A 25,886-nucleotide genomic window follows, 5' to 3' on the forward strand; every position below is an offset into this window, starting at 1 on the left:
ATTTTAAAAATATCAATCATTTATTTCTTGTGTCTTGGCTCTGAGGATACACTAAGTTTTTTTCTTCCTTTAGCTCTTCTTCTGGCTAGAACTTTTCTACCATTTACTGAAGCCATTCGCTCTCTGAAACCATGTTTGTTTCTTCTCTTTCTCCTTGATGGCTGATATGTTCTCTTTTGACCTGGCATTGTTGAATTCTTTTCTAAATTGTTTGCTTCACAGAACCATCTGTAAAACTGGGCGCAAATATACGAAGAGTTTTTGCTTTGCCAAATACAAAATTAAAAAATATTTTTCCAAGCTTGCCTACTTCCCTCATCAAGCTTTTTATTACTTTTGCCACAGCCTATTTTCGGCAACTAGAACACTTATGAAACAAGCTATTACATTCCTTCTTATTGTATTGTGCTGTGGGACTTTAAGCGCACAAACAACGCTTGAATACAATCTCAAAATAGGAGATGTATTTGTAATTCAGCAAAATGCACATCAATCTATCATACAAGAACTTGATGGCGCAACTCATGAACTTACGAATGATTTGAATGGAATTCTAGAATTTGAAGTAACCAATATACTTGAGAATAGTTATGAAGTTGCCTTTTATTTTAGAGATCTAAACTTAGCAATGAATTCAAGTATTCAAGGAGAGCTAATGAATGTAAAAGCAAAAGAAGTCTCTGAGGAAGATATGCAGTCTCAGATTTTCAATAGCTTACTAAATACTCCAATAAAACTTATTCTTTCTAAAAATGGAGATATCCTAGAAGTAATTGGGGGCGATAGTTTGATTACTAAAATGGCAAATGCATCAGGATTAGAGGATGAGTTTTCAAAAAACATGATGAAAAAGGGTTTGGAAAAAGAATTTGGGTCAGAAGCACTTTCAAATAGCTATAAACAGCTTACCTATATTTATAGCGATAGCTTGGTCGCCAAAGACGCTACATGGCAAAATGAATATTTTGGCAAACTCAATGCTAAGAATACTTGGACACTAAAGGAAATAAGTGATACAAGTGCCACGATATCTGGTGTTGCAGAAGTTCTCATGGAAACAAATGAATCTGGCACCGTTATGAACTTGGCCGGTTCACAAACCACTTTAATTCAAACGGATTTAACAACTGGCTTTATTTTCAAAATGACTGTCGAAGGTCAATATGAAGGTGTTTCGAAAATGACGCAATTGGGCGATCAAGAAATACCAACAACCATTAGCTCAACAATAACCTACAAACAAATCAAAGACTAAATTTATGTTCAATAAAATATTTAAATTAATCATTGCAGGACTCATCATAGCGTATGCTATTTATCAATTTTGGGATGGTGAAATTGGCAATGGTATTTTTCTCATCTTACTTTCGTTAATATTTATTTTCCTTTATTTCAGAAATGAAATGATTTTACTCGCTTTTCTTCGAATGCGCAAACAAGATTTAATTGGCACCCAGAAATGGTTGAATAAAATCAGTAATCCTGAAACAGCACTAACTACGAAGCAACAGGGTTATTATAATTATCTACATGGAATAATATTTTCTCAAACAAATCTCACACAAGCGGAAAAGTATTTCAAAAAAGCATTGAAACTAGGTTTAACCATGGATTATGATGTAGCTATGGCTAAACTTAGCCTTGCCGGTATCGCCATGCAAAAGCGCCGTAAACGCGAAGCAACTATGCTACTCCAAGAGGCTAAAAAACTTGATAAGAATAATATGCTGACAGAACAGATTAAAATGATGCAGCAACAGATGAAGAAGATATAGTGGCAGTTGGTAAAAATCACTAAATTTTATAAAACAAAAAGCACTTCTCAAATAGAAGTGCTTTTTGTTTTACTGGTATTCAACTGATCAACGCAACCAATGAATACTTATTTAGAATCTTTATAGTATCCTTTGTTGGGAATCTCAATCGTATATTTTTTTCCGGAGGCGTTATTCAAGTGAGGTTCACGCAACCAAGGATTGTGTCTCTTTAAAACTTTATAGTTGATTCCATACTCTTTAGCGAAGTCCGCGAAATTGGCTACCGGTTTATCTACTTCCACGGTGAAAGTTGGTACCGCAGAGTATAGATCTTCTTTATCAATATCAAAACCATATTTCTCAGGATTACTTAGGATTTCTTTTATTGCCATAATTCTAAAAACGTAGCGACCTGTCTCCTGTCCAAGCAAAAGGTCATAATAGCTGTTTACCTTTTGTATTCTTAAGTATTTATCAACGGAACCTGTACCCGTATTGTATGCGGCCGCTGCTAAAGTCCAGGAACCATATTTCTTCTTGTATTTATTCAAATATCTACAAGCAACCTCGGTTGATTTTTCCAAATGATAACGTTCATCAACATTAGTATTGATTTCCAATCCGTATTCTTTACCTGTAGCTTTCATTATTTGCCAAAAACCAGTTGCTCTGGCACTAGAAACCACGTTCTGCAAACCACTTTCCGCAACTGCTAAATATTTAAAGTCTTCAGGTATGCCATTCTTGGCCAAGATTGGCTCAATAACAGGAAAGTACTTGTGTGCGCGTTTCATTAATAACAATGCGTTGGATTGCCAATACGTATTTACTAGAAACTCACGATCAACACGCTCCATGATTTCAGGATCATCTTGAGGAACAGGTTCACCTGCAAAATTTAAATCTTCAGGAATGTCAATGGCAGATATTCTATATCCCTCCGAAACATTTTTCTCAACTTCATTCTCTGCTACATCGTTGGCATCATCAGTCTTTGATTGCACCGCAAAAATTAGAGTGCTAACCACAAAAAGGACGCCTAGTCCCATCAAAATATTCTTTAAAATCTTCATTTCTATCGATTTAATCTGTTATTCAAAGGTATAGAACGAATTCTAAATCCAACTTATATACAACTCATTTAATCTAAAATAATTGTGGGTAAATGCTCATTAAACCACTTTGCGCGATGAATAATCATAGTATGTGTACCGTTTGGTACCGAAATACAATTCTCTATATTACCAATAGGAAAAACATTATCCTTCTCACCGTGTATATGTACTAGACAATCAGGGCAATAACTTTGTTTCCAATTAACAATTTGATCAATAGACCAATCTATATAATATTTGTCCTTTACAGAAAGATACTCTTCGTAAAGCTCTAATCGTTTATTCACAGTTTCACCAAAGGCATATTTTGCCAATAGTTCAACGTTATTCACTAAACCTGTAGGAAGTAATTTATGCACTTTTGTATATTTTGCAAAAAGCATGCGCTTAGGTAGTTCTGACTCGTGTTTCACGCTTGACACGACGATCACTTTACTCGCTGTAATATGTTTAGCCATTTCTTGCACCAGCATACCTCCAAAAGAAACCCCTACTAAAACAATGTTTTTATGAGCTATGTTCTTGGTCATTTTTAAAGCATAGGCTTCAAGGGTCATATTTTTATCAGGAATAAACCATGATAACAAATGCTGCTCAAACTGGTCTTTGGGCAATTGAATATGTTTAAAAATTGATGGATTCGCAGCCATTCCAGGCATGAAGTAAACATGAATCTTATTATTAATCATATAGGATAATACAGGCTTTAACTAGGAAATTCGTAATTTTTTCAGTACTTTTGTATGCTGCTTTTAAAAAAGCCCCTAGAGTTAACTTTTGTAAAAGTATATAAAATTACGGTTCGAGAACCCCGTAATTTTTTTGTCTTAAACCAACTTTAAAATCAGACTATATGAATGAAGTAGAAATTAAAGACAACAGTTTCTTGCGTCAATTCGAAACTAGCGTGGAAGGACACCTAGCTAAAATCGAATATTCATCTCAAGAGCGTAAAGTCTTTCTAACCAAACTGGTAATTCCTGAGGCAATTACCAAAGATGAATTTAAAGAGGATTTCATAAAATCCGTTTTACATCACATTCAAGAGAAAAACCTTAGAGTTGTACCTACCAGCCCGCAGATTGCAGGTTTTTTAAGAAAAAACAGACAGTACAAAGAAATGTTACCTGTTGGAATACGTATCTAACATTTCATATCTTTAAAAATTAAAGCTCAACTATCTACTTAAATAGTTGAGCTTTTTTAGTTGTAACTTTCATATATTTATCATTCTACTTTTAAAAAATTCATCAAACCATTAATGAACAGCTCAATGAGAACTACTTTTTTACTTTTCAGATTAATCAGTATTACGTGCATTTTTATTTTAGTAAGCAATCCGTTAAATGCTCAAAAAAAGAAGAAAAAAAACAAGAAGGCTTCAACCGAAATGGTTGATTCTGCTAAGAAAGATAAAAAAAAGACTATCGCAGAACTGGTTAAATCAAGTAAAAAGTCGGAAGGCCTTTTTACTATTTACCGAGACACAATTTCTGGTTCACTACAAATGCTTATCGATAAAAATCAACTTAATCAAGAACTTCTCTATTTCAATCAAATTTCTGATGGGGTTACTGACGCTTTCAGTTTTAGAGGTGCTTATGACAGATCACGCATTTTCAAAATCACGAAGTTTTACAATAGAATTGAATTTACATTTCAAAATACCTCCTATTTTTTTGATGAGAACAACGCCTTATCTAAGTCAAGCAAGGCCAATATAAGTGAAGCCCCACTTGCGAGTTTTAAAATAGAGGCAGAAGATACTAGTAAAGGACATTATTTAATTAAAGTTGACGACCTTTTTAAGCAAGAAAAACTCACCCAGGTTAAACCTCCAAAATTTCCGAATGCGAAGCCAACAGATTTCGCCTTAGGTAACCTCGATAAGAATGCCACAAAGGTTAAGGAAATCCGTAATTACGAAGAAAATACTGATTTTTTAGTATCCTACATTTATAACGCACCTTCAATTTTAAATGGTGGAAGCAATGCTGTAACCGATGGTCGAAATGTTAGCATAAACATTCATCACAGCTTCATTAAACTAAATGAAAGCAATTATGAACCGCGACTAGATGATCCTCGTGTTGGTTATTTCTTAACGCAGACCAATGACATGACTTCAGTAAAAGCCACAAATTACAGAGACAAAATTCACCGATGGCACTTAGAGAAAAAAGATCCATCATTGGCTATTTCTGAACCAATTAAACCGATTACTTGGTGGATTGAAAACTCTACCCCTAAGGAGTTTAGAGAAACTATCAAAGAGGGCGTTGAGCGATGGAATATAGCGTTTGAAAAAGCAGGCTTCAAAAATGCAATAGTAGTTAAAATACAACCTGACGATGCTACGTGGGATGCGGGTGATATTCGTTACAATGTTTTACGTTGGGCCTCCTCTCCTAACCCACCTTTTGGGGGCTACGGTCCTAGTTTTGTAAATCCGAAAACTGGTGAGATAATCGGGGCAGATATCATGTTAGAATTTGTTTATCACACCAATAGAGTAAGGGTTGAAAGACTATTTGATGATATCACTGGAGAAAATCAAAATACGAATTTAAACTGGCAGAATTCAAAATATAATATGACCTGTTCTTTTGGACATATGATGCAATTCAACACCTTGTTTGGAAAAACAGCTTTGACAATCGCAAATGCAGATGATTTAGCTATGGAAGGTTTGAGAAAAGAGGCCATGTTAGAGCTCATAATGCATGAAGTAGGTCACACATTGGGTTTAAATCACAATATGAAAGCAAGTCAATTGTTTAGTCCTGAAGAGTTAAGAAATCCAGAATTTTTAAAGGGAAAAGCTCTTGTAGGTTCTGTAATGGATTATACGACGATAAATGTTTCGAACGATCCTAGCAAACAAGGACCTTACTATTCAACAACTGTTGGACCTTATGATATCTGGGCAATTCAATTCGGATATCAAAATTTTGATTCAGAAAAGGATATGCAAGACCTACTCAACCAATCTACTAAGCCTGAATTACAGTTTGGCAATGACGCAGATGATATGCGATCTCCAGGCAAGGGTATTGACCCTCGTGTTAACACGGGTGATTTGTCAAATGACCAAATTGCTTATTCCATTGAACGTATTGCTTTAGTCAATCAGATGTTTGGAAAGTTGAAAGATAGATACACTATAGAAGGTGATACTTATAACGACCTGCGCATAGCCCATAGCATTCTTTTAGGACAGTATGCTCAGGCTGGTAATGTAATGTCAAGATTCATTGGCGGCGTTTATGTTGATCGGGCCATGGCAGGTCAAGAAGGAGCTACCAAACCTTTTACCCCTGTTAGCTATGAAGATCAAAAAAGAGCAATGAAAGCTATCAATACTCATATTTTTGGAAAAAATGCTTTTAATTCGCCAAAAGAGTTGTACAACTATTTAGCAAGACAACGTCGGGGATTTAATTTCTTCGGGGGTCCGGAAGATCCAAAGATTCATGAGACAATTCTACGTTTTCAAAAAAATGTATTGAGACATATTCTTCATCCAAACACCTTACAGCGTATTTCAGATTCGGAACAATATGGCAATTCTTATGATTTGGGAGAGTTTATGACGGATTTAAATAAGGGTGTTTTTGCTGCCGACATTTATGGAAATGTAAATTCGATGAGGCAAAACTTACAACAAGAATATGTTAAAATGTTAATCGAAGTTGTTTCAGGAAATTCAAAAACTAGTTATTCGAACAATGCTGTTACTATGGCCTTGTATAATTTGAAGGCAATTAACAAAATGGTCTCCAATTCAACAGGAAACACTTCAACAAAAGCGCATAAATATCATTTAAAAACTTTGATTAACAATACAATCAAAGAAGTGAAATAAAAGGTAAGTGTTGAAGAAAACTCTCAAGGGTAACTTCTTTTGAGAGTTTTTTTATGCCTTTACCGCACTTGAAACGAATTCAAATCGCACCGCACCATCTTCATCAATATATGTTAACTCCACCTCATGAAGTGTATTTACCAATTCAGGATTCCATGGTGCTTTGACTTTTACATAGTTCTCGGTAAATCCGTGGATGTACCCTTCTTTATTCTCTCCTTCGAACAAAACCGTTCTTTTAGTACTCAACTGAGTCTCGTAAAAGGCTCTTCTTTTCTTAACAGAAAGTCCCCGTAACATTTTACTACGTTTGCTACGGACATTTTTAGGTACTACGCCTCCCATTTCAGCTGCAGCCGTATTATCACGCTCAGAATACGTAAACACATGCAAATACGAAATACCTAGTTCATTCAAGAAATGGTAGGTTTCTAGGAAATGCTCATCAGTTTCTCCTGGGAATCCAACAATCACGTCCACGCCAATACATGCATGTGGCATCACTTCTTTGATTCGTTTAACTCTGTCAACATACAAATTGCTTAAATAGCGTCGACGCATTAACTTAAGAATAGCATCGCTTCCACTTTGTAAAGGAATATGAAAGTGCGGCACAAATGAATTACTGTTTGCCACAAAATCAATCGTCTCATTTTTCAAAAGATTGGGTTCTATTGACGATATTCGTAATCGATGTATCCCTTTTACATCATCCAAAGCCCTGACCAAATCTAAAAAAGTATGCTCGTGTTTTTTGTTTCCGAATTCGCCTTTTCCGTAATCTCCGATATTAACTCCTGTGAGTACAATTTCTTTAATTCCCTTAGATGATATCTCGGCAGCATTCTTCAAAACATTTTCTACCGTATCACTTCTTGATATTCCTCTAGCTAATGGAATCGTACAATAGGTGCACTTATAATCACAACCATCTTGAACTTTCAAAAAAGCTCTCGTTCTGTCCCCTATAGCATAACTCCCTACATAAAAATCGGCATCTTCTATTTCACAAGAATGCACTTCGCCCATGTCATTTTTAGACAGGTCGTTGATATAATCGGTAATCTTAAATTTTTCGGTAGCTCCTAAAACCAAATCCACTCCATCAACAGCAGCTAACTGTTCTGGTTTCAGCTGTGCGTAACAACCAATGGCCGCCACAAAAGCATCAGGATTCACCTTTTGCGCTTGTTTTACAATGGTTTTAAATCGCTTGTCTGCATTCTCGGTAACTGAACAGGTATTGATAACATACATATCGGCATTTTCAGAAAAGTCTACACGGTCAAAGCCCTCTTCTTGAAAACCTCTTGCAATGGTTGACGTCTCAGAGAAGTTAAGCTTACAGCCTAATGTATAAAATGCGACTTTCTTTTTCTCCAATTAATTACTTCTTTAATAGTTTCGCCATTTTTTAGTCAACTCAAATACATGTTCTAAGATTCTAGCCTCCACATCATCAAATTCAACGCCACGTCTAGCCATCATCACCTTAGCTACATCAAATGCTTTTCTAGGCAAGTAACTTGAAAAACCCGAAGCGCCACCCCAGCTAAAACTAGGGACAAAGTTCCTTGGAAACCCTGGTACATAAATATTACAATTTACACCGATTACAGTGCCTGTATTGAACATCGTATTGATTGCAGTTTTACTATGGTCGCCCATCATAAGTCCGCAGAACTGCAATCCGGTTTGGTCAAACTTTTCAGTAGCGTAGTTCCATATGCGCACTTTTGCATAATTATTCTTCAGGTTGGAATTATTCGAATCTGCCCCAATATTACACCATTCCCCTAAAACCGCATTACCCAAATACCCTTCATGCCCTTTACTTGAATATCCAAAAATAACCGTATTGCTTACTTCTCCACATACTTTCGAATACGGTCCTATGGTAGTAGCGCCATACATTTTACCACCCATTTTGACTGTGGCATTATTACAAAGTGCAAAAGAACCTCGAATAAGGCTGCCTTCCCAAACTTGGGCATCTTTCCCTATATAAATAGGTCCGTCGGTAGCATTCAAAATACTGAACTCTACACTTGCACCTTCTTCCAAAAAGATATTCTCCGGATTAATTAAATTATTGGTACTAGAAATGGGTTGGCTTTTTCTTCCCTCAGTGATAAAATCAAAATCCGCTTGTATTGCTGCTTCATTTTTTGAAAAGATATCCCAGGTATATTCAATCCGAAGAACATCTCCTTCATATTCAATCTGATTAAATGAACTAAAGTCGATATCATCTTGCGCCTCCTTGGCGTAAAAAGCAACAACATCATCTTCATAAAAAACAGCTTCGTTCTCGCCTAGCGCTTTTACCATTTCTACAAGTTCTGAATTCGGTAAAAAAGAGGCATTAATCAAAACATTCTGCTCCATTTCTACCATAGGATACTTTTCAGACAAGTATTCCTCAGTAATCGTTGTGGTTGTATTTCCTAAGTATTTTTCCCATTTCTCTCGTATGGTTAAGATACCAACGCGAATATCAGCAACTGGTCTTGTAAATGTAAAGGGAAGCAATGCTTCTCGAACAGGACCATCAAAAAGAATGTAATTCATGTATAAGATTTATAAGTCGCTACAAAAATAGGTAATCTAACTATTCTAATTATTGGATTGAAATTCCCCTCCTTGAGGAGTGGTTGGGGGAGGACAAAAAAACGCCTCCGATACTAGGTATCAGAGGCGTAAGGTATATTTTATCTGTAAAATACGGTCTATTCTTCTTCTTTACTCGCAGCAGCCTCAACTTTTGGGGCCTCTTCTGCCTTTGGAGCTGCTTTCTTTTTGAACTTATCGTATTTGCTTTTGAACTTGTCAATTCGACCAGCAGTATCCAAAAATTTGGCTTTACCAGTATAGAAAGGATGTGAAGTTCTTGAAATTTCTAATTTTACCAAAGGATATTCAACACCATCAACTTCTAGTGTTTCCTTTGTATCAGCTGTAGATTTTGTCAAAAACACTTCGTCGTTTGACATGTCTTTGAAAGCTACTAATCTGTAATTCTCTGGGTGAATCCCTTTTTTCATTGTAATACACTTTAACGCACCCATTCCGACAGGCACTAAATTCAGGCTGCAAATTTAATTCTTTTTATTTAATCCGCAATTTTAAATTCTAAAAAAGAAAGTTGAAAAATTGTAACTTTAGATTGTAACAAAACTAACAATTAGACAACTAACCAAAGTAATAACCTAAAAACAACTAAAAATGGAAGAAAATCAACCTAAAATTGGAAAATTCTCATGGACTTACGGCCTTTTATTGGGAGGTGTCAGTGTTATTTTTAGCCTTATGTTATATAGCATGGACTTGCACTATGAACAAGGCTGGGATATTAGATCTATTGGAATAGCTTTAACAATTGCAGCAATTGTTTTCGGAATGATACAATTCAAAAAAGCCAATGGCGGCTATTTGACAATTGTGCAAGGCCTAAAGTTAGGAGCTGGTATAGCATTGATTTCAGGAATTTTAGGGCTTATTTGGTATGCTCTTCTTTCGAATGTAATTGAGCCTGACTTTTTTGATAAATCTATGGAAATCGCCAAGGTAAAAGTTCTAGAGGAAAACCCTAAAATGACTGATGAACAATGGAATCAAGGTGTTGAAATGCAGAAAAAATTTGCATGGATGGCCTACCCCATCATTCTTATTATAAATATCATTACAGGTTTGGTCATCGGTTTAATCGCAAGTCTGTTCTTAAAAAAACAAAATCCACAAGATTAAGGTCAAAATCGTACTTTTGAAAAGACAATCAGAAGTAACCAATGAATTTATCCGTAGTAATTCCTTTACTTAACGAAGAAGAATCACTAAAAGAACTTCATGATTGGATTGCAGATGTTATGCAATCCAATCATTTTTTATATGAGATTCTTTTTATTGATGATGGCAGTACAGATGATTCATGGAATATCATTTCAAAATTAGCAAAGGAGAATCCCTCAGTTAAAGGAATTCGGTTTCAGCGTAATTTTGGCAAGTCACAGGCTCTTCATGCTGGTTTCAAAGCGGTAAAAGGAGATGTGGTTATTACTATGGATGCCGATTTACAGGATAATCCTGAAGAGATTCCTGAGCTTTACAAAATGATTCAAGAAGAAGGCTATGAATTGGTATCTGGCTGGAAGAAAAAGCGCTACGATTCCGTATTGTTTAAAAACATGCCTTCAAAACTCTTCAATTGGGCAGCACGACGAACTTCAGGGGTGAGATTGCATGATTTTAATTGCGGACTCAAGGCCTATGACAAAAAAGTGGTCAAAAATATTGAGGTTTCTGGAGAGATGCACCGCTACATTCCGGTATTGGCAAAAAATGCGGGCTTCTCAAACATTGGAGAAAAAATAGTGCAACATCAGGCTCGTAAATACGGCAAAACAAAATTTGGAATGGAACGATTTATAAATGGATTTTTAGATTTAATAACTATTTGGTTCGTATCTAAATTCGGGAAACAACCCATGCACCTTTTTGGCGCTTGGGGCGTACTCATGTTTATTATCGGTTTTGGGTTTGCCATTTATTTAGGCATTGACAAGCTATTCATCAATCCTACCGGAAGACTGATTACTTCACGTCCGCAATTTTATATCGCACTGACGTCAATGCTGATTGGTTCGCAATTGTTTTTGGCCGGTTTTTTAGGAGAAATGATTATCCGTTCCAAAAAGAATGAAGCGCGTTATTCGGTTTCTGAGGAAATCAATCTCACAGTCAAAGAAGAGCAATATTCTTCTTAAATTTGTACCCTTAAACACAATACATTTATATGGATTCCATTCTAGAAACCGCCAAAAGTTGGTTGACTGATTTTTTTGACGATGCCACCAAAAAAGAAGTCCAAAACCTTATTGACACAAATACCGAAGAATTAAAAGACCGTTTCTACAAGAATATGGAATTCGGCACCGGTGGAATGCGCGGAATGATGGGTGCAGGAACCAATAGAATCAACAAATACACTTTAGGAAAAAGCACACAAGGTTTAAGCAACTACCTGAGAAAATCCTATACTGAAGAAGAAATAAAAGTTGTAATTGCCTACGATTGCCGTCACAATAGTGATACCCTGGCAAGAACCGTTGCAGAGGTATTTTCAGCAAACGGAATCAAAGTCTTTCTCTTTTCAGAATTACGAACTACTCCCGAATTGTCCTTCGCAGTTCGTCATTTGAATTGCCACGCAGGAATCGTTTTAACGGCATCTCATAACCCGCCTGAATACAATGGTTATAAGGTATATTGGACAGATGGCGGACAAATCGTACCACCTCAAGACGGAGAAATCATTTCAGAAATCAATTCACTTTCTTTTGAGGATATTAATTTTTCTTCGGATGATAGCCTTATTGAACTCATTGACAAAGATGTGGATGAAGCTTTCATTTCACAGTCCGTTGAAAAGGGAAGCTTTGGAGCGGCAGGAAAGGATGATTTTAAAATTGTTTTCACCTCTTTACACGGAACTTCGATTACGGCTATTCCGGAAGTTTTAAAACGCGCCGGATACAACAATGTTACTGTAATTGAAGAACAGGCAAAACCTGATGGAGATTTTCCCACGGTGAAATCTCCAAACCCTGAAGAGCCAGAAGCTCTGTCAATCGCTGTTGCAAAAGCAGAGGAGATTGGTGCTGATATGGTGGTTGGTACAGACCCAGATAGTGACCGATTGGGAATCGCAGTTCGTAACTTAGAAGGTAAGATGGAAATCGTAAACGGAAATCAAGCAATGGTCTTAATGACCAAATTCCTTTTAGAACAACAAAAAGAAAAAGGCTTTCAAGGCAATGAATTTATTGCTACAACCATAGTTTCCACACCTATGATGGAAGCGATGGCAAAAGCCTACGGTGTAGAATTCAAAACCGCTTTGACTGGGTTCAAATGGATTGGTAAAATGATTAAAGACTTTCCACAATCGAAATTTGTTGGTGGTGGAGAAGAAAGTTTCGGGTATATGGTTGGTGATTTTGTTCGTGATAAAGATGCGGTTACCTCTACTCTACTCGCTTGTGAAATTGCTTCTCAGGCCAAAGCAAACGGAAGTTCTTTCTACAAAGATTTGATTGATTGTTATGTCGATTACGGATTTTACAAAGAACATCTTGTTGCTTTAACAAAAAAAGGTATGAGTGGCGCCGAAGAAATTAAGCAGATGTTGAAAGATTTTAAAGAAAACCCTGTTGAATCTGTTGCCGGTTCAAAAGTAAAATGGATTGAAGATTACAATACTTCGATTGCTACTAATGTGATATCCGGAGAAGAAAAGACAATCGATTTACCAAAATCAAATGTGCTGATTTATGAAACCGAAGACGGAACCCGGGTTGCTGCAAGGCCTAGTGGTACTGAACCTAAGGTGAAATTTTATATCAGTACCAACACAACTTTAGAAAACGCTTCAGATTTCAAAAGTGTAAGCGCAGCTCTTGACATCAAGATTCAAACCATCCTTTCGGAACTCCAACTGAGTTAATGAATTTATTCTTGATACTTTTATTCAAGCGAAAAAGCATGCTTTTGTGCTGTAATGAAACCTTTTTTGAGTTTCATAGCACCGCTACGAAAGGAAAAAAAGGTGAAATTAGAGTGCAAAATGATGTTTTTGTAGGTAATAAAAAGTTTCAAGTATAAATTCAATGGACTATTTTAAAAAAATTCTTCGCTTTGCGAAACCATATTCCAAATATGGTTATCTGAATATCTTTTTTAATATTCTGTATGCCCTTTTCAGTGCCTTGTCCTTTGCTGCTTTGATTCCGATGCTAAACGTTCTATTTGGAAAAGACAAACCCATCACCAAACTTCCTGAGTTTACGAGCATAGGCGGAACCAAGGACTATATTATGGACTATCTCGGCTACCACGTAACCCAATATGCAGGCGATGACAAAATGAAAGGTTTGGTTTTGGTTATTGGGCTAATTTTGATTCTATTTCTACTCAAAAATCTTTTTAATTATCTAGCAATGTATTTTATCACCTTTCTACGGAATGGAGTTTTAAAAGACATTCGTAATCAGATGTATGAAAAGATAACAGAACTTCCCATATCCTACTACTCTGAGAAGCGAAAAGGGGATGTAATTGCCCGAATTACCTCAGATGTACTTGAAATTCAACATTCTTTTCTATCTGTACTAGAACTAATCGTGCGTGAACCGCTAACCATTCTTTTTACCATTCTCATCATGTTTGGCATTAGTGGTAAGTTGACACTTTTCGTTTTCATTTTTATTCCAATTGCGGGCAGTATTATTTCATGGATTGGAAAATCTCTAAAAAAACAATCCGATAACGTACAAAAAGAGCAAGGCCAGTTTCTGTCTATTGTAGAAGAAACGCTGGGAGGTTTGCGAGTAGTGAAAGCCTTTAATGCCGAATCAAAATTCTATAAGACATTTTCAAATTCAACAAAACGGTTTTTCGATTTTAGCAACTCCCTATTAAATCGTCAAAACCTAGCTTCGCCAACGGGCGAGTTCTTAGGAATTCTGGTTATTGGAGTACTTCTCTGGTTTGGGGGAAAAATGGTTATTGTTGATGAAACATTAGATGCTGCTGACTTTATTGCATACATGGGCTTGGCGTATAATATCCTAACTCCTGCAAAATCTATTAGCAAAGCGTCCTACGGAGTTAAAAAAGGAAATGCTGCGGCAGAACGTGTGTTAGAAATTCTAGAAACTAAAAATCCGATTTCGGAAATTGAGAATGCCATCGACAAATCCGATTTTGATTCACAAATAGAATTAAAGAACATCTCCTTCAAATATGAAGACGATTATGTTCTAAAGGATTTTAATTTGAAAGTTCCGAAAGGTCATGCAGTGGCACTGGTTGGACAGTCCGGCAGTGGCAAAAGTACCATCGCAAATCTTGCCACCCGATTTTACGATGTAAATGACGGAACAATCGAGATTGATGGTATCAACATAAAGGACATGACTAAAAAATCCCTTAGATACTTAATGGGGTTGGTTACGCAAGACTCCATCCTCTTCAATGACAGCGTTAAAAACAATATCGGTTTAGGAAAAGAAAACGCATCCGAAGAAGAGATTATAGAAGCAGCAAAAATTGCAAATGCTCATGAATTTATTACTGAATTACCGGAAGGCTATAACACCAATATTGGTGATAGCGGAAACAAGTTAAGCGGCGGACAAAAACAACGACTATCGATTGCTAGAGCCGTTTTGAAAAATCCACCGATAATGATTTTAGATGAGGCAACTTCAGCCTTAGACACAGAAAGCGAACGTTTGGTTCAAGATGCCTTGGAGAAGATGATGCGCAACCGGACTTCCATCGTAATTGCCCATCGCCTATCTACTATCCAAAATGCAAACACTATTGTTGTCCTTCAAAAAGGAGAGATTGTAGAACAAGGTTCTCATGAAGAATTACTTGCCAAGAATGGCACCTATAAGAAGTTGGTTGATATGCAGTCGCTGGGGTAAAATTTCAGATTTAATATAGAAAAAGTGAAAAAGCTCCCCTCCTAATTCTAGGAGGGGAATGAATTCCCTGCCAACCTGCAGGGAAGAAAGGGGTGGTTACTTCGTGAGTTGAGAAGATCCATTTTACCTAAAAAACTTGTAAGCGGGTTCTGCGTTTAGAAAGTAAGTTGGCACCTTAGGGAAAGGCTTGGGCTTAACCACCCCGTCCACTAAAGTGGACACCCCTCCTAGAATTAGGAGGGGAGCCTGTAAAATTTCAATAACACACTAAACCTTTCCTTAACTTTAGAGTCCAATAAAGGAATTCAAACAAATACCTATTGCTCGCTGAAGCCGATTTAGTAGAAGAATTAAGGAATCCGAAAACCCAATCGAGGGCCTTTGAGGTGTTGGTAAACACCTATAAAGAAAGGCTCTATTGGCATATCCGTAGGATTGTATTGAACCATGACGATGCTGATGATGTTTTACAGAATACCTTTATAAAAGTGTATCGGAATATTGAAGGGTTCAAAGGAGATAGCAGATTATATTCTTGGATGTATCGCATTGCGACCAATGAAGCGCTGAGTTTTTTAAAGACTAAATCGAAAAAGCAAGGCATCGGAAATGAAGAATTGCAAAACCAGTTGTTAGATAACTTGCAAGCAGATGTCTATTTTGAAGGAGATGAAATTCAATTAAAATTGCAAAAAGCAATTGCAACATTACCGGAGAAGCAAAAGTTGGTTTTTAATATGAAATATTTTCAGGAATTGAAATATGAAGAAATCTCAGAAATTTTAGAGACCTCTGTTGGAGGATTGAAAGCTTCATATCATTTAGCAGTAAAGAAAGTAGAGGCATATTTAAAAAAATAGACATAACATCATCATAAACTCATAAACTCATAAACTCATAAACTCATAAACTCATAAACTCAAATTAAACCTTTTAAAGTATTGACAGTCAAATACAAGTAATGGAAGCGTCAAATAAAAATAATCCGTTTAAAACACCCGAAGGTTACTTTGAGAACTTTACGGATGGGCTCATGGATAAATTGAACGACGAAAAGAGCGATTTACCCAAGGAGGATGGTTTTGCTATTCCTGAGAATTATTTTGATGGACTGCATAAAAACATTCAGGAAAAGTTAAATCTGGAGGAAACTAAGGTCATTCAGTTAAACCCATGGAAGAAATATTACATCGCCGCGGCTTCTGCAGCTGCAATTGTTTTGATTTTCTTAGGATTCAATTGGAACGCAAACGAAAAAATTACCTTTGAAGACCTAGCAAGTACAGATATTGAAAATTATTTTGAATACAATGAATTGGGATTGACCACCTATGAGATTTCGGAAGTGCTCCCACTTGATGAATTGGAAATCAACGATATACTAGAAAATCAATTCGAAGAAGAAAACGTCATCGACTATTTAAATGATAATGTTGACGCTATCGAAGACCTAAACCTTGAAGATTATGAATAACATAAAAAATATAGCACTTGTACTTTTCTTTTGCGCCACTACTCTTGGTTTTGGTCAGAGAAGCGAAGAACACAGAGATAAAATAAAGTCATTGAAAGTAGGATATCTTACTGAAAGACTCGATTTATCAAGCACTGAGGCACAAGCCTTTTGGCCCGTTTATAATGCCTATGAAGTGGAACGAGAAAAGCTTAGAAGACAAGAAAGAGCAGAAATAAAGCTCAAAATACGAAAAACAGCTACTCTTACTGATGCGGAATCAGAAGGTTTACTCACCCAATACGTGGAATTGAAAAAGAAACGTGAAGAATTAGATGCTGATTTCTTAACTGAAATTAGAGGAGTGATTTCAGCAAAAAAAACCTTGTTACTTATTCGTGCAGAAGAAAGTTTTAAAAAACGCTTATTAGAACAATACAGAAAAAAGCGAAGCGGCGGCGGAGGATATCGGTAAAATCAAAAATTCGATAAAATGCATAAAAAAGGGGCCTTTCAGCCCCTTTTTCTATTAAACCCTATTCTAAATTGAGAGTCAAAAAAGTATAACCCATAAATTTTATACCTATGAAAAATTTAAAATTAGTATTCGTTCTTCTGTTTCTATTCGGAATAGTATCATCAATAACTGCACAAAGAGAAGTGGTTCAAGTGTATCCCAAACATGGAACTGTCGTTACCAAGGTTCATAAACCAAAAGTCGTTGTACATAATAAAGTCAATTTTCGTTTCGCTGATGGAGTGTGGTACAAGCCAAGAGGCAGCAAATTTGTTGTTTGTGCTGCCCCCGTGGGAATCCAAATAAGACATTTACCAAGAGGAAACAAAGTGGTAAAACTTAGAAACGGAAGAAAAGTGTACAAATACAAAGGTATTTGGTATAAAAAACAAGGGCGAGGTTATGTCGTCGTAAATGTTTAAGCCGGATCCAAAATATCAAAAAGGGAAGCGTAATTGCTTCCTTTTTTACTTAAAGACAAGTTTCGCTATTCTGTTTTTTCCAGCAGCATAAGCAATAGAATCATTTAAAAATCGGATGGTGTAGAATGATTCATCTGAAAGTTGTTTCCAAGAATTTCCTTGGTCACTTGAATAGGAAATTCCCGTAAAACCTAAAGCTACAATTTCTTTACCGCTAGTATTAGGAACGAACTGCACACAGCTTTTATACTGCGGGTTTTTTCCGTCGGCAATAAGTTCCCATGTTTTTCCACCATCGAAAGTCATTGCCTTGTTTGCACTATTCCCATCCGGATTGGTATAATCGCCCCCGACGGCGATTCCTAGATATTCTGTCCAGAAATCGATTGAATAAATGCCTTCCGCTTCTCCTTTATTTAAAATTGGTGTTTCAAAGGCTTCCCATGTTTTTCCTTTATCCGGAGAAAACAAAATGCGTTTGGTTGTGGCAACCCAGGTTTTGTTTCCAATAGTTTTGATATTGGTATCGCTGGCGGCAAACGCTCCTTCTCCTTCTATAGCTTCAGGAAGTACGTTGCAGGACAACTTATTCCAAGAATTCCCTCCATCCCTAGTAATAATTATTGAAAAACAGCCATCAACAGTATCTCCTATTGCTATTCCTTCTTGGTCATCCCAAAAGGTCATGGAATCATAGAAAACGCCATCACCTTCTTCCATATAAACCAACTTCATTTTCCCTTCTTCTCCCGTTTTATAAAGTAAAGCAGGATTTCCCACGGAAAGCATAAAAAAGTCCGTTGAAGAATGCGTCATGGCCCTAAACTCCGGAATACTGGTATGATACTTTTGAATGCCCTCCATAATCTTTCCAGTTCGCAAATCTATATTTCCAAAAGTTCCTTTATTCGCAGCATACCGCAAGGTGTTTCCAACGATATCAATTGCTCGAATACTTAGCGTATCTACATAAATGGGTTCAATTTCTACGGATGTAAACGGAAGTCTATTTTCTTCTTCAACACAAGAAAACACAGAGGCAACAATAAAAAGTAATAGGAATTTGCGCATACTCAAAAGTAGCATAAAAATCAGAGCTCTTTTTTCAATGCTTTGACATCGGTTATCAATTGCGCAATAGATGCCCTATTCAAACCATTATAGATGCCGCGAATATGCTTGTTATTATCTACGAGTAAGAAATTCTCGGTGTGTAAAAAATCATTAATATCTTTCGGAATTCCTAAATCGTTCTCTACAAAATATTGGTTTCTTCCCAAATTGTAAATCTCCGTTTTATCACCTGTAACCAAGTGCCATTTATTAGCAATGATTGCGTTTTTATCCGCATAATTTTTAAGAACGGACACCGAATCTATGGAGGGAGTAACCGAATGGGACAAGAATAGGATTTCATCATCATTCTTGAATTCTTCTTGTAATTTCAGCATATTCCCCGTCATTTTTAAACAAATACCCGGGCAGCTGGTAAAAAAGAAATCGGTAATATAAATTTTGTTTTCAAAAGTCTTTTGGGTGATAGTATCTCCCAACTGATTCACCAGTTCGAAATCGGGAATCTTATGAAACTGTTTCTCGGCTTCACTATTGGGAGTGAGCCAATTAGGTGTAAAAGAGGCATCACCATAGTAAGGAAGATGTTCTACCCTACTCGTTTCAACCACCTCAGCCTTTTCTTTCTTTATTTCTTGTTTGCAACTTGCAAAAAGTGTAAAGCAAAAAATCAGAAATATGCCTAAGCTATTTACTTTGAACAACTGTTTCATCTTCTAATTGATAACATGAATTTGCTCTTCGCATACCAAAAATACGTCCGTTTTTTGCCTCGTAATTCACATAGAGCGTTCCGTTTTTTAGCCAGGCTTTCTGGAGTCCTTCTTCCTTTCCATTTACCAACTGCCGCTCCTTAGAGAGCTGACCTGTTGGATACCACTTCTTCTCAAATCCACTAAGTTTTCCGTCACGATACGTTGTTTCAGAAGCTAGAGCTCCGTTTTCCCACCAGCTTTTATAGCTTCCGTTTAAACGGTTCTGTTTATAGTGTGATTCAACTTGAAGTTCGCCATTTTGGTGCCAGCGCTTGGCAATTCCCTCCCGCTTTCCTTTATAAAAACCGAGTTTTTCCGCTAAAGTATCGTTGGAATGGTATTTTAAGGAATATCCATTAAATGGCTGTCCTTTATAATACCATTTGCCCTCATTTTGATTGAGTAACAGTTCCTTTTTCAATACGGCAATACTGTCGATGATAATTTGTGTATCGACAACACTTTTGGCATCGAGAGTTTCCTTGCAACTAATGCTGGTGCAAGCAAACAATACTAAAACTACGAGATGAATTGTTTTCATTGATTGTATTAATAGCCTTGAAAGGGGCCTGCGAAAGCAATATAGGAACCTGTTGTGGAATAAATTTCATTGATAATATGGTAATGGTATTCTTCTTCGCCATCCGAATATTGTGTAGAGCTTGTGTGACCTCCTGAAGAATCTAAATCCGTAGGATAGTCTGCTATAGCGTTACATTTTCTACCGTAAAGAAAAACACCGTCTAACAAAATACCAGCCAATTCATCATCATCATTGGTAAATGCTTTTGGTTCTAAATGGTAGTGGTAAACACTTGGTCCGATATGAGCTCCTGTCCAGTCCAAACTCCCCGCAGCTTGGTCTAAAGTTCCATTTCCTTCTTGATCATTAAAAATATACGAGCCACTTACTGCGACCCCAATAATACCTAATTCTGTGGCGACTGTACTTCCTGTTAAGTTGGGACTGGCATCAACCGTAATTGTCGCCGATTGATCACGGTCAGGGATTCTGGTAGGCGTAAGACGTACATCTGGTTCCTCCCGATAAAGGTCATTATCCTCACCCCAATAAACGGTTTCATGGTTTGGTAATCCCGTTGTTTCTATAACCACCTCTGAACCATCTAAAAATATGGTTGTGGCTTCTTCGTTGAATACAGCAAAAGCAGCGTGAAGTTCTGTAACTACTTCGTCATCATCGGTTCCTTCCTCATCGAGAGGGATGTCGGTAACACTATCACTACTGCAAGCAACAAAGCCGATTAAAGCAAAAAAAATTGCTGGAAGTAGTACGGGTAAACTTTTAAATCTCTTTATCATGATAGTATATTTTATTTTTAGATGTATTATTTCTTAAAAACTTGTGCCTAACTTCTTTAATTTCTTCTTTCCCTTCTTTTAGGTCTTGGAGCCTTTTCAAATTCTTCAGCTGTTATAAATCCATCCTCATCTAAATCTACTTTATCAAAATTGTCCTTGAGGGGACCTTTTAGTTCTTCCTTAGAAAGTTTACCGTCTTCATTGGCATCCATCTGTTCAATCATTTCTTCGAAGGTGGGTGGCTTTCTTCTTTCCTGTCTATTTTGAGATTGTCCAAAAGAGCTATTGAAAAAAAGTAATGCGAAGCCAAAAACCAATACTACTGTTTTAAATGTGTTGTTTTTCATACTATGGAATTTTATGTATTTGACAGTTTAGATGTAATCGATTTTACAAACTTGTGCCCTCCTATGTTAAAAAAAGCACAAAAAAACCCTAACATAAATAACCTCCGGGCAAGCCCGCGAGACATTAAAAGGAAAATTAACTTTGATTTCGACGCAAGCGTCAGAGCATTTTAAATCTCGATTATCGAGTAAAATCAGGGTCTAATCCTATAGTAATGAAATTTCAGTGTCTTGGTGGAGGTGGCCTACCTTCCTCACCTGGTCCTCTTCGTGGAGGTCCATTTCGACCTGGAGGCCCTTGACGATGTAAAGCATCTTTTATGATGGACTTCAGTAATTCCTTTTGATTATCATTACATAACGCACCTACGGCTTTGAAAAATCGAAAGGTTTCCAATTCCTTTATTTTCTCCTTAGCAGCAATCTGAGTAGCTATTGCATCAACTTCCGAATCGTCAACCGTCTCATCCGATAATCTATCAAATAAGGAATCCTTTAATTCACGAATATCAGCTAGAAGTCCTTTTATATTTTCTCGATGCTCCATTTCTAAATCTTCGAACTTTTGTGTTTGTGATTCATCAAATTCCAACTGTTTGGCAATAAAGTTACCTGGACCTGGACCTCTTGGTCCATTCTTATCTGTGGTACTAAAGTGTTTGAACAAGAAGAAAGCGTTCATTAGCACAAGTAAACCCAATAAGATATATAAGAGTAAATTTTTCTTCATATCGTCTAGTTTTGGTACAGGTATGAATCGGTAGTTGTTTCCGACAATCCGTAGACTTCGGCAAAATTTTCCACATTCTCGCCATAGTCACTATCTGAGTTATACGATAACAAAGCGAATGCATTTAAAATTACAAAACACAAGAGAGCAGCAGCTTGATATCTTGGGGTAAACCAATTTAAATAACGCACTCCTTCTGCCTTTTCAACATCTTGCTGTGCCATTCTATTGAGCACTTTTTCTTTGAAGAAAGGTGGTGTTTTAGCGGTATCAATATTTGAAACACTATCTAGTGCGTCTTCTACTAACTGGTCGATATTTGGTCTATTTTTCATGTGTCTAGGCCTTTGGTCTTCTCTTTAGATGCATAATTTTCAAAAAACTTGCGTCAGTATCCTTCTTTTTTATAATAGTCATATAGCAAGGTCTTCAAATTTTTTTTCGCTCGGAACAACAATGATTCAATGGATGAGATACTCTTCTCCGTTATCTCACTAACTTCTTGATAACTCAAATCATCAATCTTATTTAAAGTATAAACTATTCTTTGGGATTCGGGCAATTTGTTTATTGCTGCGAATAGGATTTCACTTTTCTCCTTGTTCTCCAATTGTATACCGGGGTGATTAAACTCTGTGAAATACGAACTCCGGTCTATTGGGGTATCGTTTCCTAACAGGGACTGCATAAATCCGAAGCGTTTTTTGGTGTTTTTCTTACGGATGAATTCCAAACATTTATTCGTTGTGATTCTATATATCCAAGTGGATAGTTTTGAATCGCCCTTAAATTTTTCAATGGAATTAAAAACCTCGACAAAAACCTCCTGTGCAATATCCTCAGCATCTTCTTGGTTGGGCACAAAAGAAATGCAAGTACCAAAAACCTTTTGCTGGTATTCATCCAGTAGCTGACCATAGGCCTGATTCGTTCCTTCTTGTAAAGCCGCAATGAACTTTTCTTCTTCCAATAGCAAGATTTGAAGTCCAAATTACATAAATTAAACGATTTCAAAACCCTACCTTTGCAGCCTTAATTTTTCAGAATGAAATTGCATAGAAACTTAGTATTTGCCGTGATAGACGGACTCGATTTAATCTTCAATGAAGGAGAATATGCCGATAAGGTGGTACAAAAAGTTTTGAAAATTGATAAACGCTGGGGCAAGCGCGACCGCGGATTTATCGCTGAAACCATTTATGAAATGGTACGATATAAAAGGCTCTATACGGAAATTGCAGATGTAAAAGCACCGTATCGTAGAACGGATTTATTCCGTATGTGGGCCGTTTGGGCCGTTTTAAAAGGATACCAACTACCAGATTGGAAACAAATCGAACCCACCCCAGAACGTCGTATCAAAGGAAAGTTTGATGAGCTTTCAAAAATCAGAAAGTTTCGTGAATCCGTTCCGGATTGGATTGATGAATTGGGCGAGAAAGCCCTAGGCGATAAACGATGGACCGAAGAATTAGCAGCCTTGAATAAAAAGGCAGAAGTCATTCTAAGAACAAACACCTTAAAAACGACGAAAGAAAAATTGCGCAAGGCCTTGTTGGAAGAAGGAATCGATGTGGAACCTATAAAAGGCTACGCATCTGCATTAAGACTGCCAGAACGTGCTAATGTCTTTCAAACGGAATCTTTTCAAAAAGGTTATTTCGAAGTCCAAGACGCTTCTTCTCAATTGGTAGCAGAAATGCTTGATATCAAACCTGGTCAGCGCGTGGTAGATACTTGTGCTGGAGCTGGAGGAAAATCGCTTCACCTAGCAGCCTTGATGGAAAATAAAGGTCAACTGATTGCCATGGATATCTATGGTAGCAAACTCAAAGAACTTAAACGTCGTGCCAGAAGAAATGGAGCCCATAATATTGAACCACGCGAAATTACCTCAACAAAGGTTTTCAAAAAACTCTACGGAAGCGCAGACCGCGTCCTCATCGATGCCCCATGTACAGGATTGGGCGTGCTAAGAAGAAACCCAGATTCCAAATGGAAAATGCAACCGGAGTTCTTAGAGAAAATCATCAAAGTACAGCACGAAATTATTCGTTCTTATAGTAAGATTGTAAAATCAGGTGGCAAGATGGTTTATGCTACTTGTTCTATTCTTCCGCAAGAGAATAACGACCAGGTAATTTCATTTTTAGCTTCTGAAGAAGGTAAAGATTTCACTTTGGTAAAAGAGAAGAAGATTTATGCTTCTAAAAGCGGGTATGATGGGTTTTATATGGCGTTGTTGGAGAGGGCTTAGGAATTAAGGGGCAGCTCTTCGAACCAACACCTCCCTTAATCCCTCCTTGTTAGGAGGGAAACTCAAACGCAAACATATACAGTTTCCCCTCTAATAAGAGGGGATTAAGGGGTGTGTGAACACCAAGTAAATTTCTATTCCTCCCCTTTCAAAGTAGGATACTCCACACCTAACTGCTCCAAATACGAATCATACTTCGTTTCATCATAATAGAATTTTTCCAATTCAGTACGGAACTGCCCTTGTTTGTCGGTGTTCAAGTAAACAGGTGGTAAGTCATCCGCGGAAATCATGGGCTCGTATTTGTCTTCCTTGCTCTGTACATCATTAAAATAGGTCCAAGCGTCTTTTAGCAGTTGTGGTTTTAGTAGGAAATCCAGAATGGTCATGGCTTCTGCTTTTGCTCCTGCAGTGACACCTTTATGGGCAATCGGAGTAGCCATGGCGATGGCATTGCTCCAGTGATGTCCTTGGAGTCCTGGGATGTTAGAAGGATAACGCATCGTAACCGTCGGAATCTTCCAAGAAATATCTCCGATATCATCAGAACCACCACTAATAGGCTCAACTTGTGGCAAGCCTAACTCCATTAGCTCCGTTGCCAAGCCTTCAATTTTATTTGAATTCACTTCGGTCTGAACCGCTTTTGCCAAAGCTTGATCTTCTGATGACCATTGCGGCAGTCCCACTTTTTTGATGTTATCATACATTGTTTCCGCAATGACTTTGTTGAAATGTCTTGGCCATGCAGCTCCTAAAATACGTGAGGTCATTTTAGTTCCGGTCATCAAAGCGGCACCTTTTGCCATATCATTCGCCTCGGCATACATTTCCATAATACCTTTGTATTTGATATCTCTAAAGTAGAACCAAATTGCTGCTTTTGAGGGAACGACATTAGGTTGGTCTCCCGCGTCTGTGAAGATGGAATGGGAACGTTTTAAGGGGTGTAAATGTTCTCTTTTATAGTTCCAACCAATATTCATAAGCTCAGCCGCATCGAGGGCACTTCTCCCCCTCCATGGTGCTCCTGCAGAATGCGCGGCTTCTCCCTCAAACATATACTCTACGGATATCAATCCCGTACCTCTTGTTGGTCCGTAGGATACTCCTAGGTTACTGCTCACATGGGTAAAGATGCACATATCGATTTTATCGAAAAGTCCATCACGTACATACCAAGCTTTAGAACCTAACAATTCCTCCGCAATTCCTGGCCATACCAAAAGTGTCCCTCCGATATTCTCACGTTCCATGATTTGCTTTACGGCCAACACCGCTGTGATATTCATGGGGATTCCGGAATTATGTCCTTCTCCATGCCCAGGTGCTCCTTCGACCATTGGTTTGTGGTATGCCACTCCTGGATATTGCGATGCCTTCGGAATACAATCCACATCACTACCAATAGCGATTACAGGACCTTCCCCATTACTCCATTTGGCAAACCATGCGGTGGGAATGCCAGAAATGGAATTCTCAATGGCGAATCCGTTTTCTTCTAAGATTCCCGTTAGGTATTTCGAAGATTCGAATTCTTGAAAACCGAGTTCCGCAAAACTGAAGATTTTATCCACCATCACCTGCGATTGCTTATGGTTCGCCTGAACGATAGCAGCCACTTCAGTCTTTAATTTTTCAATTTGTTTGTTAGATTTTTTCTTTTGGGCAAATACGCTTGCAGTGAAAAAGAGCATACAGCTCCCAAGCACTAAAATTTTGGACATTTTCATACGGTTGGTTTTTAAAATTCCCTATCTCTTAAAAGTATGAAAAGTATTG

The 25,886-nt window shown here is 37.3% G+C and carries 28 protein-coding genes; 13 read left to right on the plus strand and 15 right to left on the minus strand.

Going from position 1 to position 25,886, the window contains the following annotated elements; translation table 11 throughout:
- Nucleotides 1-20: 20 nt before the first annotated feature.
- On the minus strand, nucleotides 21-188 hold the full coding sequence (gene rpmH, locus ACKWCD_RS04615) for a 50S ribosomal protein L34 (protein ID WP_348370352.1): 168 nt from the start codon (nucleotides 186-188) through the stop codon (nucleotides 21-23).
- 182 nt (nucleotides 189-370) lie between these two features.
- Here rpmH and ACKWCD_RS04620 point away from each other — a divergent pair, with 182 nt between their 5' ends.
- Both ACKWCD_RS04620 and ACKWCD_RS04625 read left to right on the plus strand, forming a co-directional pair.
- Complete coding sequence (locus tag ACKWCD_RS04620; protein WP_413982761.1) at nucleotides 371-1,255, plus strand: DUF6263 family protein; 885 nt, start codon at nucleotides 371-373, stop codon at nucleotides 1,253-1,255.
- Nucleotides 1,256-1,259: 4 nt separating this feature from the next.
- Nucleotides 1,260-1,775 (plus strand): DUF2892 domain-containing protein, encoded by a 516-nt coding sequence (locus tag ACKWCD_RS04625; protein WP_413982762.1) that lies wholly within the window; start codon nucleotides 1,260-1,262, stop codon nucleotides 1,773-1,775.
- Nucleotides 1,776-1,882: 107 nt separating this feature from the next.
- On the opposite strand, the gene ACKWCD_RS04630 is transcribed toward ACKWCD_RS04625, so the two are convergent.
- Nucleotides 1,883-2,830: a lytic transglycosylase domain-containing protein gene (locus ACKWCD_RS04630; RefSeq protein WP_413982763.1), complete on the minus strand. Its 948-nt coding sequence runs from the start codon at nucleotides 2,828-2,830 to the stop codon at nucleotides 1,883-1,885.
- Between the two features lie 68 nt (nucleotides 2,831-2,898).
- Nucleotides 2,899-3,561, minus strand: a complete 663-nt coding sequence (locus tag ACKWCD_RS04635; RefSeq protein ID WP_413982764.1) for an alpha/beta hydrolase — start codon at nucleotides 3,559-3,561, stop codon at nucleotides 2,899-2,901.
- A 164-nt stretch (nucleotides 3,562-3,725) separates the two neighbouring features.
- On the opposite strand from ACKWCD_RS04635, the gene ACKWCD_RS04640 reads away from it, so the two are divergent.
- Nucleotides 3,726-4,019 carry an N-acetyltransferase gene (locus ACKWCD_RS04640; RefSeq protein ID WP_413982765.1) on the plus strand — a complete coding sequence of 98 codons (294 nt, stop codon included), beginning with the start codon at nucleotides 3,726-3,728 and terminating at the stop codon, nucleotides 4,017-4,019.
- A 126-nt stretch (nucleotides 4,020-4,145) separates the two neighbouring features.
- A complete protein-coding gene (locus ACKWCD_RS04645) occupies nucleotides 4,146-6,737 on the plus strand; it encodes a zinc-dependent metalloprotease (RefSeq protein ID WP_413982766.1) in 2,592 nt (863 codons plus the stop codon).
- A gap of 51 nt (nucleotides 6,738-6,788) precedes the next feature.
- On the opposite strand, the gene mtaB is transcribed toward ACKWCD_RS04645, so the two are convergent.
- From mtaB to ACKWCD_RS04660, 3 genes are all read right to left on the minus strand, one after another.
- Complete coding sequence (mtaB, locus tag ACKWCD_RS04650; RefSeq protein WP_413982767.1) at nucleotides 6,789-8,120, minus strand: tRNA (N(6)-L-threonylcarbamoyladenosine(37)-C(2))-methylthiotransferase MtaB; 1,332 nt, start codon at nucleotides 8,118-8,120, stop codon at nucleotides 6,789-6,791.
- A 12-nt stretch (nucleotides 8,121-8,132) separates the two neighbouring features.
- Entirely contained in the window at nucleotides 8,133-9,308 is a 1,176-nt protein-coding gene (locus ACKWCD_RS04655) for a GlmU family protein (protein WP_413982768.1), read from the minus strand.
- A 158-nt stretch (nucleotides 9,309-9,466) separates the two neighbouring features.
- Nucleotides 9,467-9,781, minus strand: a complete 315-nt coding sequence (locus ACKWCD_RS04660; protein ID WP_413982769.1) for a type B 50S ribosomal protein L31 — start codon at nucleotides 9,779-9,781, stop codon at nucleotides 9,467-9,469.
- Between the two features lie 181 nt (nucleotides 9,782-9,962).
- On the opposite strand from ACKWCD_RS04660, the gene ACKWCD_RS04665 reads away from it, so the two are divergent.
- The 8 genes from ACKWCD_RS04665 (at nucleotide 9,963) to ACKWCD_RS04700 (ending at nucleotide 17,618) form a co-directional block, all read left to right on the plus strand.
- A complete protein-coding gene (locus tag ACKWCD_RS04665) occupies nucleotides 9,963-10,484 on the plus strand; it encodes a DUF4199 domain-containing protein (protein ID WP_413982770.1) in 522 nt (173 codons plus the stop codon).
- A 41-nt stretch (nucleotides 10,485-10,525) separates the two neighbouring features.
- Nucleotides 10,526-11,500: a glycosyltransferase family 2 protein gene (locus ACKWCD_RS04670; RefSeq protein ID WP_413982771.1), complete on the plus strand. Its 975-nt coding sequence runs from the start codon at nucleotides 10,526-10,528 to the stop codon at nucleotides 11,498-11,500.
- A 29-nt stretch (nucleotides 11,501-11,529) separates the two neighbouring features.
- Nucleotides 11,530-13,239, plus strand: coding sequence for a phospho-sugar mutase (locus tag ACKWCD_RS04675; RefSeq protein ID WP_413982772.1), 1,710 nt, complete (start codon nucleotides 11,530-11,532; stop codon nucleotides 13,237-13,239).
- A gap of 163 nt (nucleotides 13,240-13,402) precedes the next feature.
- Nucleotides 13,403-15,226, plus strand: a complete 1,824-nt coding sequence (locus ACKWCD_RS04680) for an ABC transporter ATP-binding protein (protein WP_413982773.1) — start codon at nucleotides 13,403-13,405, stop codon at nucleotides 15,224-15,226.
- A 320-nt stretch (nucleotides 15,227-15,546) separates the two neighbouring features.
- Nucleotides 15,547-16,086 carry an RNA polymerase sigma factor gene (locus ACKWCD_RS04685; RefSeq protein WP_413982774.1) on the plus strand — a complete coding sequence of 180 codons (540 nt, stop codon included), beginning with the start codon at nucleotides 15,547-15,549 and terminating at the stop codon, nucleotides 16,084-16,086.
- 101 nt (nucleotides 16,087-16,187) lie between these two features.
- Nucleotides 16,188-16,700: a hypothetical protein gene (locus tag ACKWCD_RS04690; RefSeq protein WP_413982775.1), complete on the plus strand. Its 513-nt coding sequence runs from the start codon at nucleotides 16,188-16,190 to the stop codon at nucleotides 16,698-16,700.
- Nucleotides 16,693-17,154: a hypothetical protein gene (locus ACKWCD_RS04695; RefSeq protein ID WP_413982776.1), complete on the plus strand. Its 462-nt coding sequence runs from the start codon at nucleotides 16,693-16,695 to the stop codon at nucleotides 17,152-17,154. Before ACKWCD_RS04690 ends, ACKWCD_RS04695 begins: the two co-directional genes overlap by 8 nt.
- A 110-nt stretch (nucleotides 17,155-17,264) precedes the next feature.
- Nucleotides 17,265-17,618 (plus strand): DUF6515 family protein, encoded by a 354-nt coding sequence (locus ACKWCD_RS04700; protein WP_413982777.1) that lies wholly within the window; start codon nucleotides 17,265-17,267, stop codon nucleotides 17,616-17,618.
- A 45-nt stretch (nucleotides 17,619-17,663) separates the two neighbouring features.
- Here the strand turns inward: ACKWCD_RS04700 and ACKWCD_RS04705 are convergent, their stop codons facing one another.
- The 8 genes from ACKWCD_RS04705 to ACKWCD_RS04740 form a co-directional block, all read right to left on the minus strand.
- The gene (locus ACKWCD_RS04705; protein WP_413982778.1) at nucleotides 17,664-18,689 is read right to left on the minus strand and encodes a sialidase family protein; all 1,026 of its coding nucleotides are present in this window, start codon (nucleotides 18,687-18,689) and stop codon (nucleotides 17,664-17,666) included.
- A gap of 20 nt (nucleotides 18,690-18,709) precedes the next feature.
- Entirely contained in the window at nucleotides 18,710-19,405 is a 696-nt protein-coding gene (locus tag ACKWCD_RS04710) for an SCO family protein (RefSeq protein WP_413982779.1), read from the minus strand.
- Nucleotides 19,380-19,988, minus strand: a complete 609-nt coding sequence (locus ACKWCD_RS04715) for a toxin-antitoxin system YwqK family antitoxin (protein ID WP_413982780.1) — start codon at nucleotides 19,986-19,988, stop codon at nucleotides 19,380-19,382. The genes ACKWCD_RS04710 and ACKWCD_RS04715 overlap by 26 nt, the downstream gene beginning before the upstream one ends.
- Before the next feature lie 8 nt (nucleotides 19,989-19,996).
- Complete coding sequence (locus ACKWCD_RS04720) at nucleotides 19,997-20,770, minus strand: YHYH protein (RefSeq protein WP_413982781.1); 774 nt, start codon at nucleotides 20,768-20,770, stop codon at nucleotides 19,997-19,999.
- A 56-nt stretch (nucleotides 20,771-20,826) separates the two neighbouring features.
- A complete protein-coding gene (locus ACKWCD_RS04725) occupies nucleotides 20,827-21,117 on the minus strand; it encodes an EF-hand domain-containing protein (RefSeq protein WP_413982782.1) in 291 nt (96 codons plus the stop codon).
- Nucleotides 21,118-21,340: 223 nt separating this feature from the next.
- On the minus strand, nucleotides 21,341-21,847 hold the full coding sequence (locus ACKWCD_RS04730) for a hypothetical protein (RefSeq protein WP_413982783.1): 507 nt from the start codon (nucleotides 21,845-21,847) through the stop codon (nucleotides 21,341-21,343).
- Nucleotides 21,848-21,852: 5 nt separating this feature from the next.
- Entirely contained in the window at nucleotides 21,853-22,182 is a 330-nt protein-coding gene (locus tag ACKWCD_RS04735) for a hypothetical protein (RefSeq protein WP_413982784.1), read from the minus strand.
- Between the two features lie 53 nt (nucleotides 22,183-22,235).
- On the minus strand, nucleotides 22,236-22,817 hold the full coding sequence (locus tag ACKWCD_RS04740) for an RNA polymerase sigma factor (RefSeq protein WP_413982785.1): 582 nt from the start codon (nucleotides 22,815-22,817) through the stop codon (nucleotides 22,236-22,238).
- Nucleotides 22,818-22,892: 75 nt separating this feature from the next.
- On the opposite strand from ACKWCD_RS04740, the gene ACKWCD_RS04745 reads away from it, so the two are divergent.
- A complete protein-coding gene (locus ACKWCD_RS04745) occupies nucleotides 22,893-24,104 on the plus strand; it encodes an RsmB/NOP family class I SAM-dependent RNA methyltransferase (RefSeq protein WP_413982786.1) in 1,212 nt (403 codons plus the stop codon).
- 134 nt (nucleotides 24,105-24,238) lie between these two features.
- Here ACKWCD_RS04745 and ACKWCD_RS04750 read toward each other — a convergent pair whose 3' ends face one another.
- On the minus strand, nucleotides 24,239-25,837 hold the full coding sequence (locus tag ACKWCD_RS04750) for a zinc-binding metallopeptidase family protein (RefSeq protein ID WP_413982787.1): 1,599 nt from the start codon (nucleotides 25,835-25,837) through the stop codon (nucleotides 24,239-24,241).
- Between the last annotated feature and the right edge of the window lie 49 nt (nucleotides 25,838-25,886).

It is taken from the genome of Maribacter taeanensis (assembly GCF_047345145.1).
GTDB lineage: Bacteria > Bacteroidota > Bacteroidia > Flavobacteriales > Flavobacteriaceae > Maribacter_C.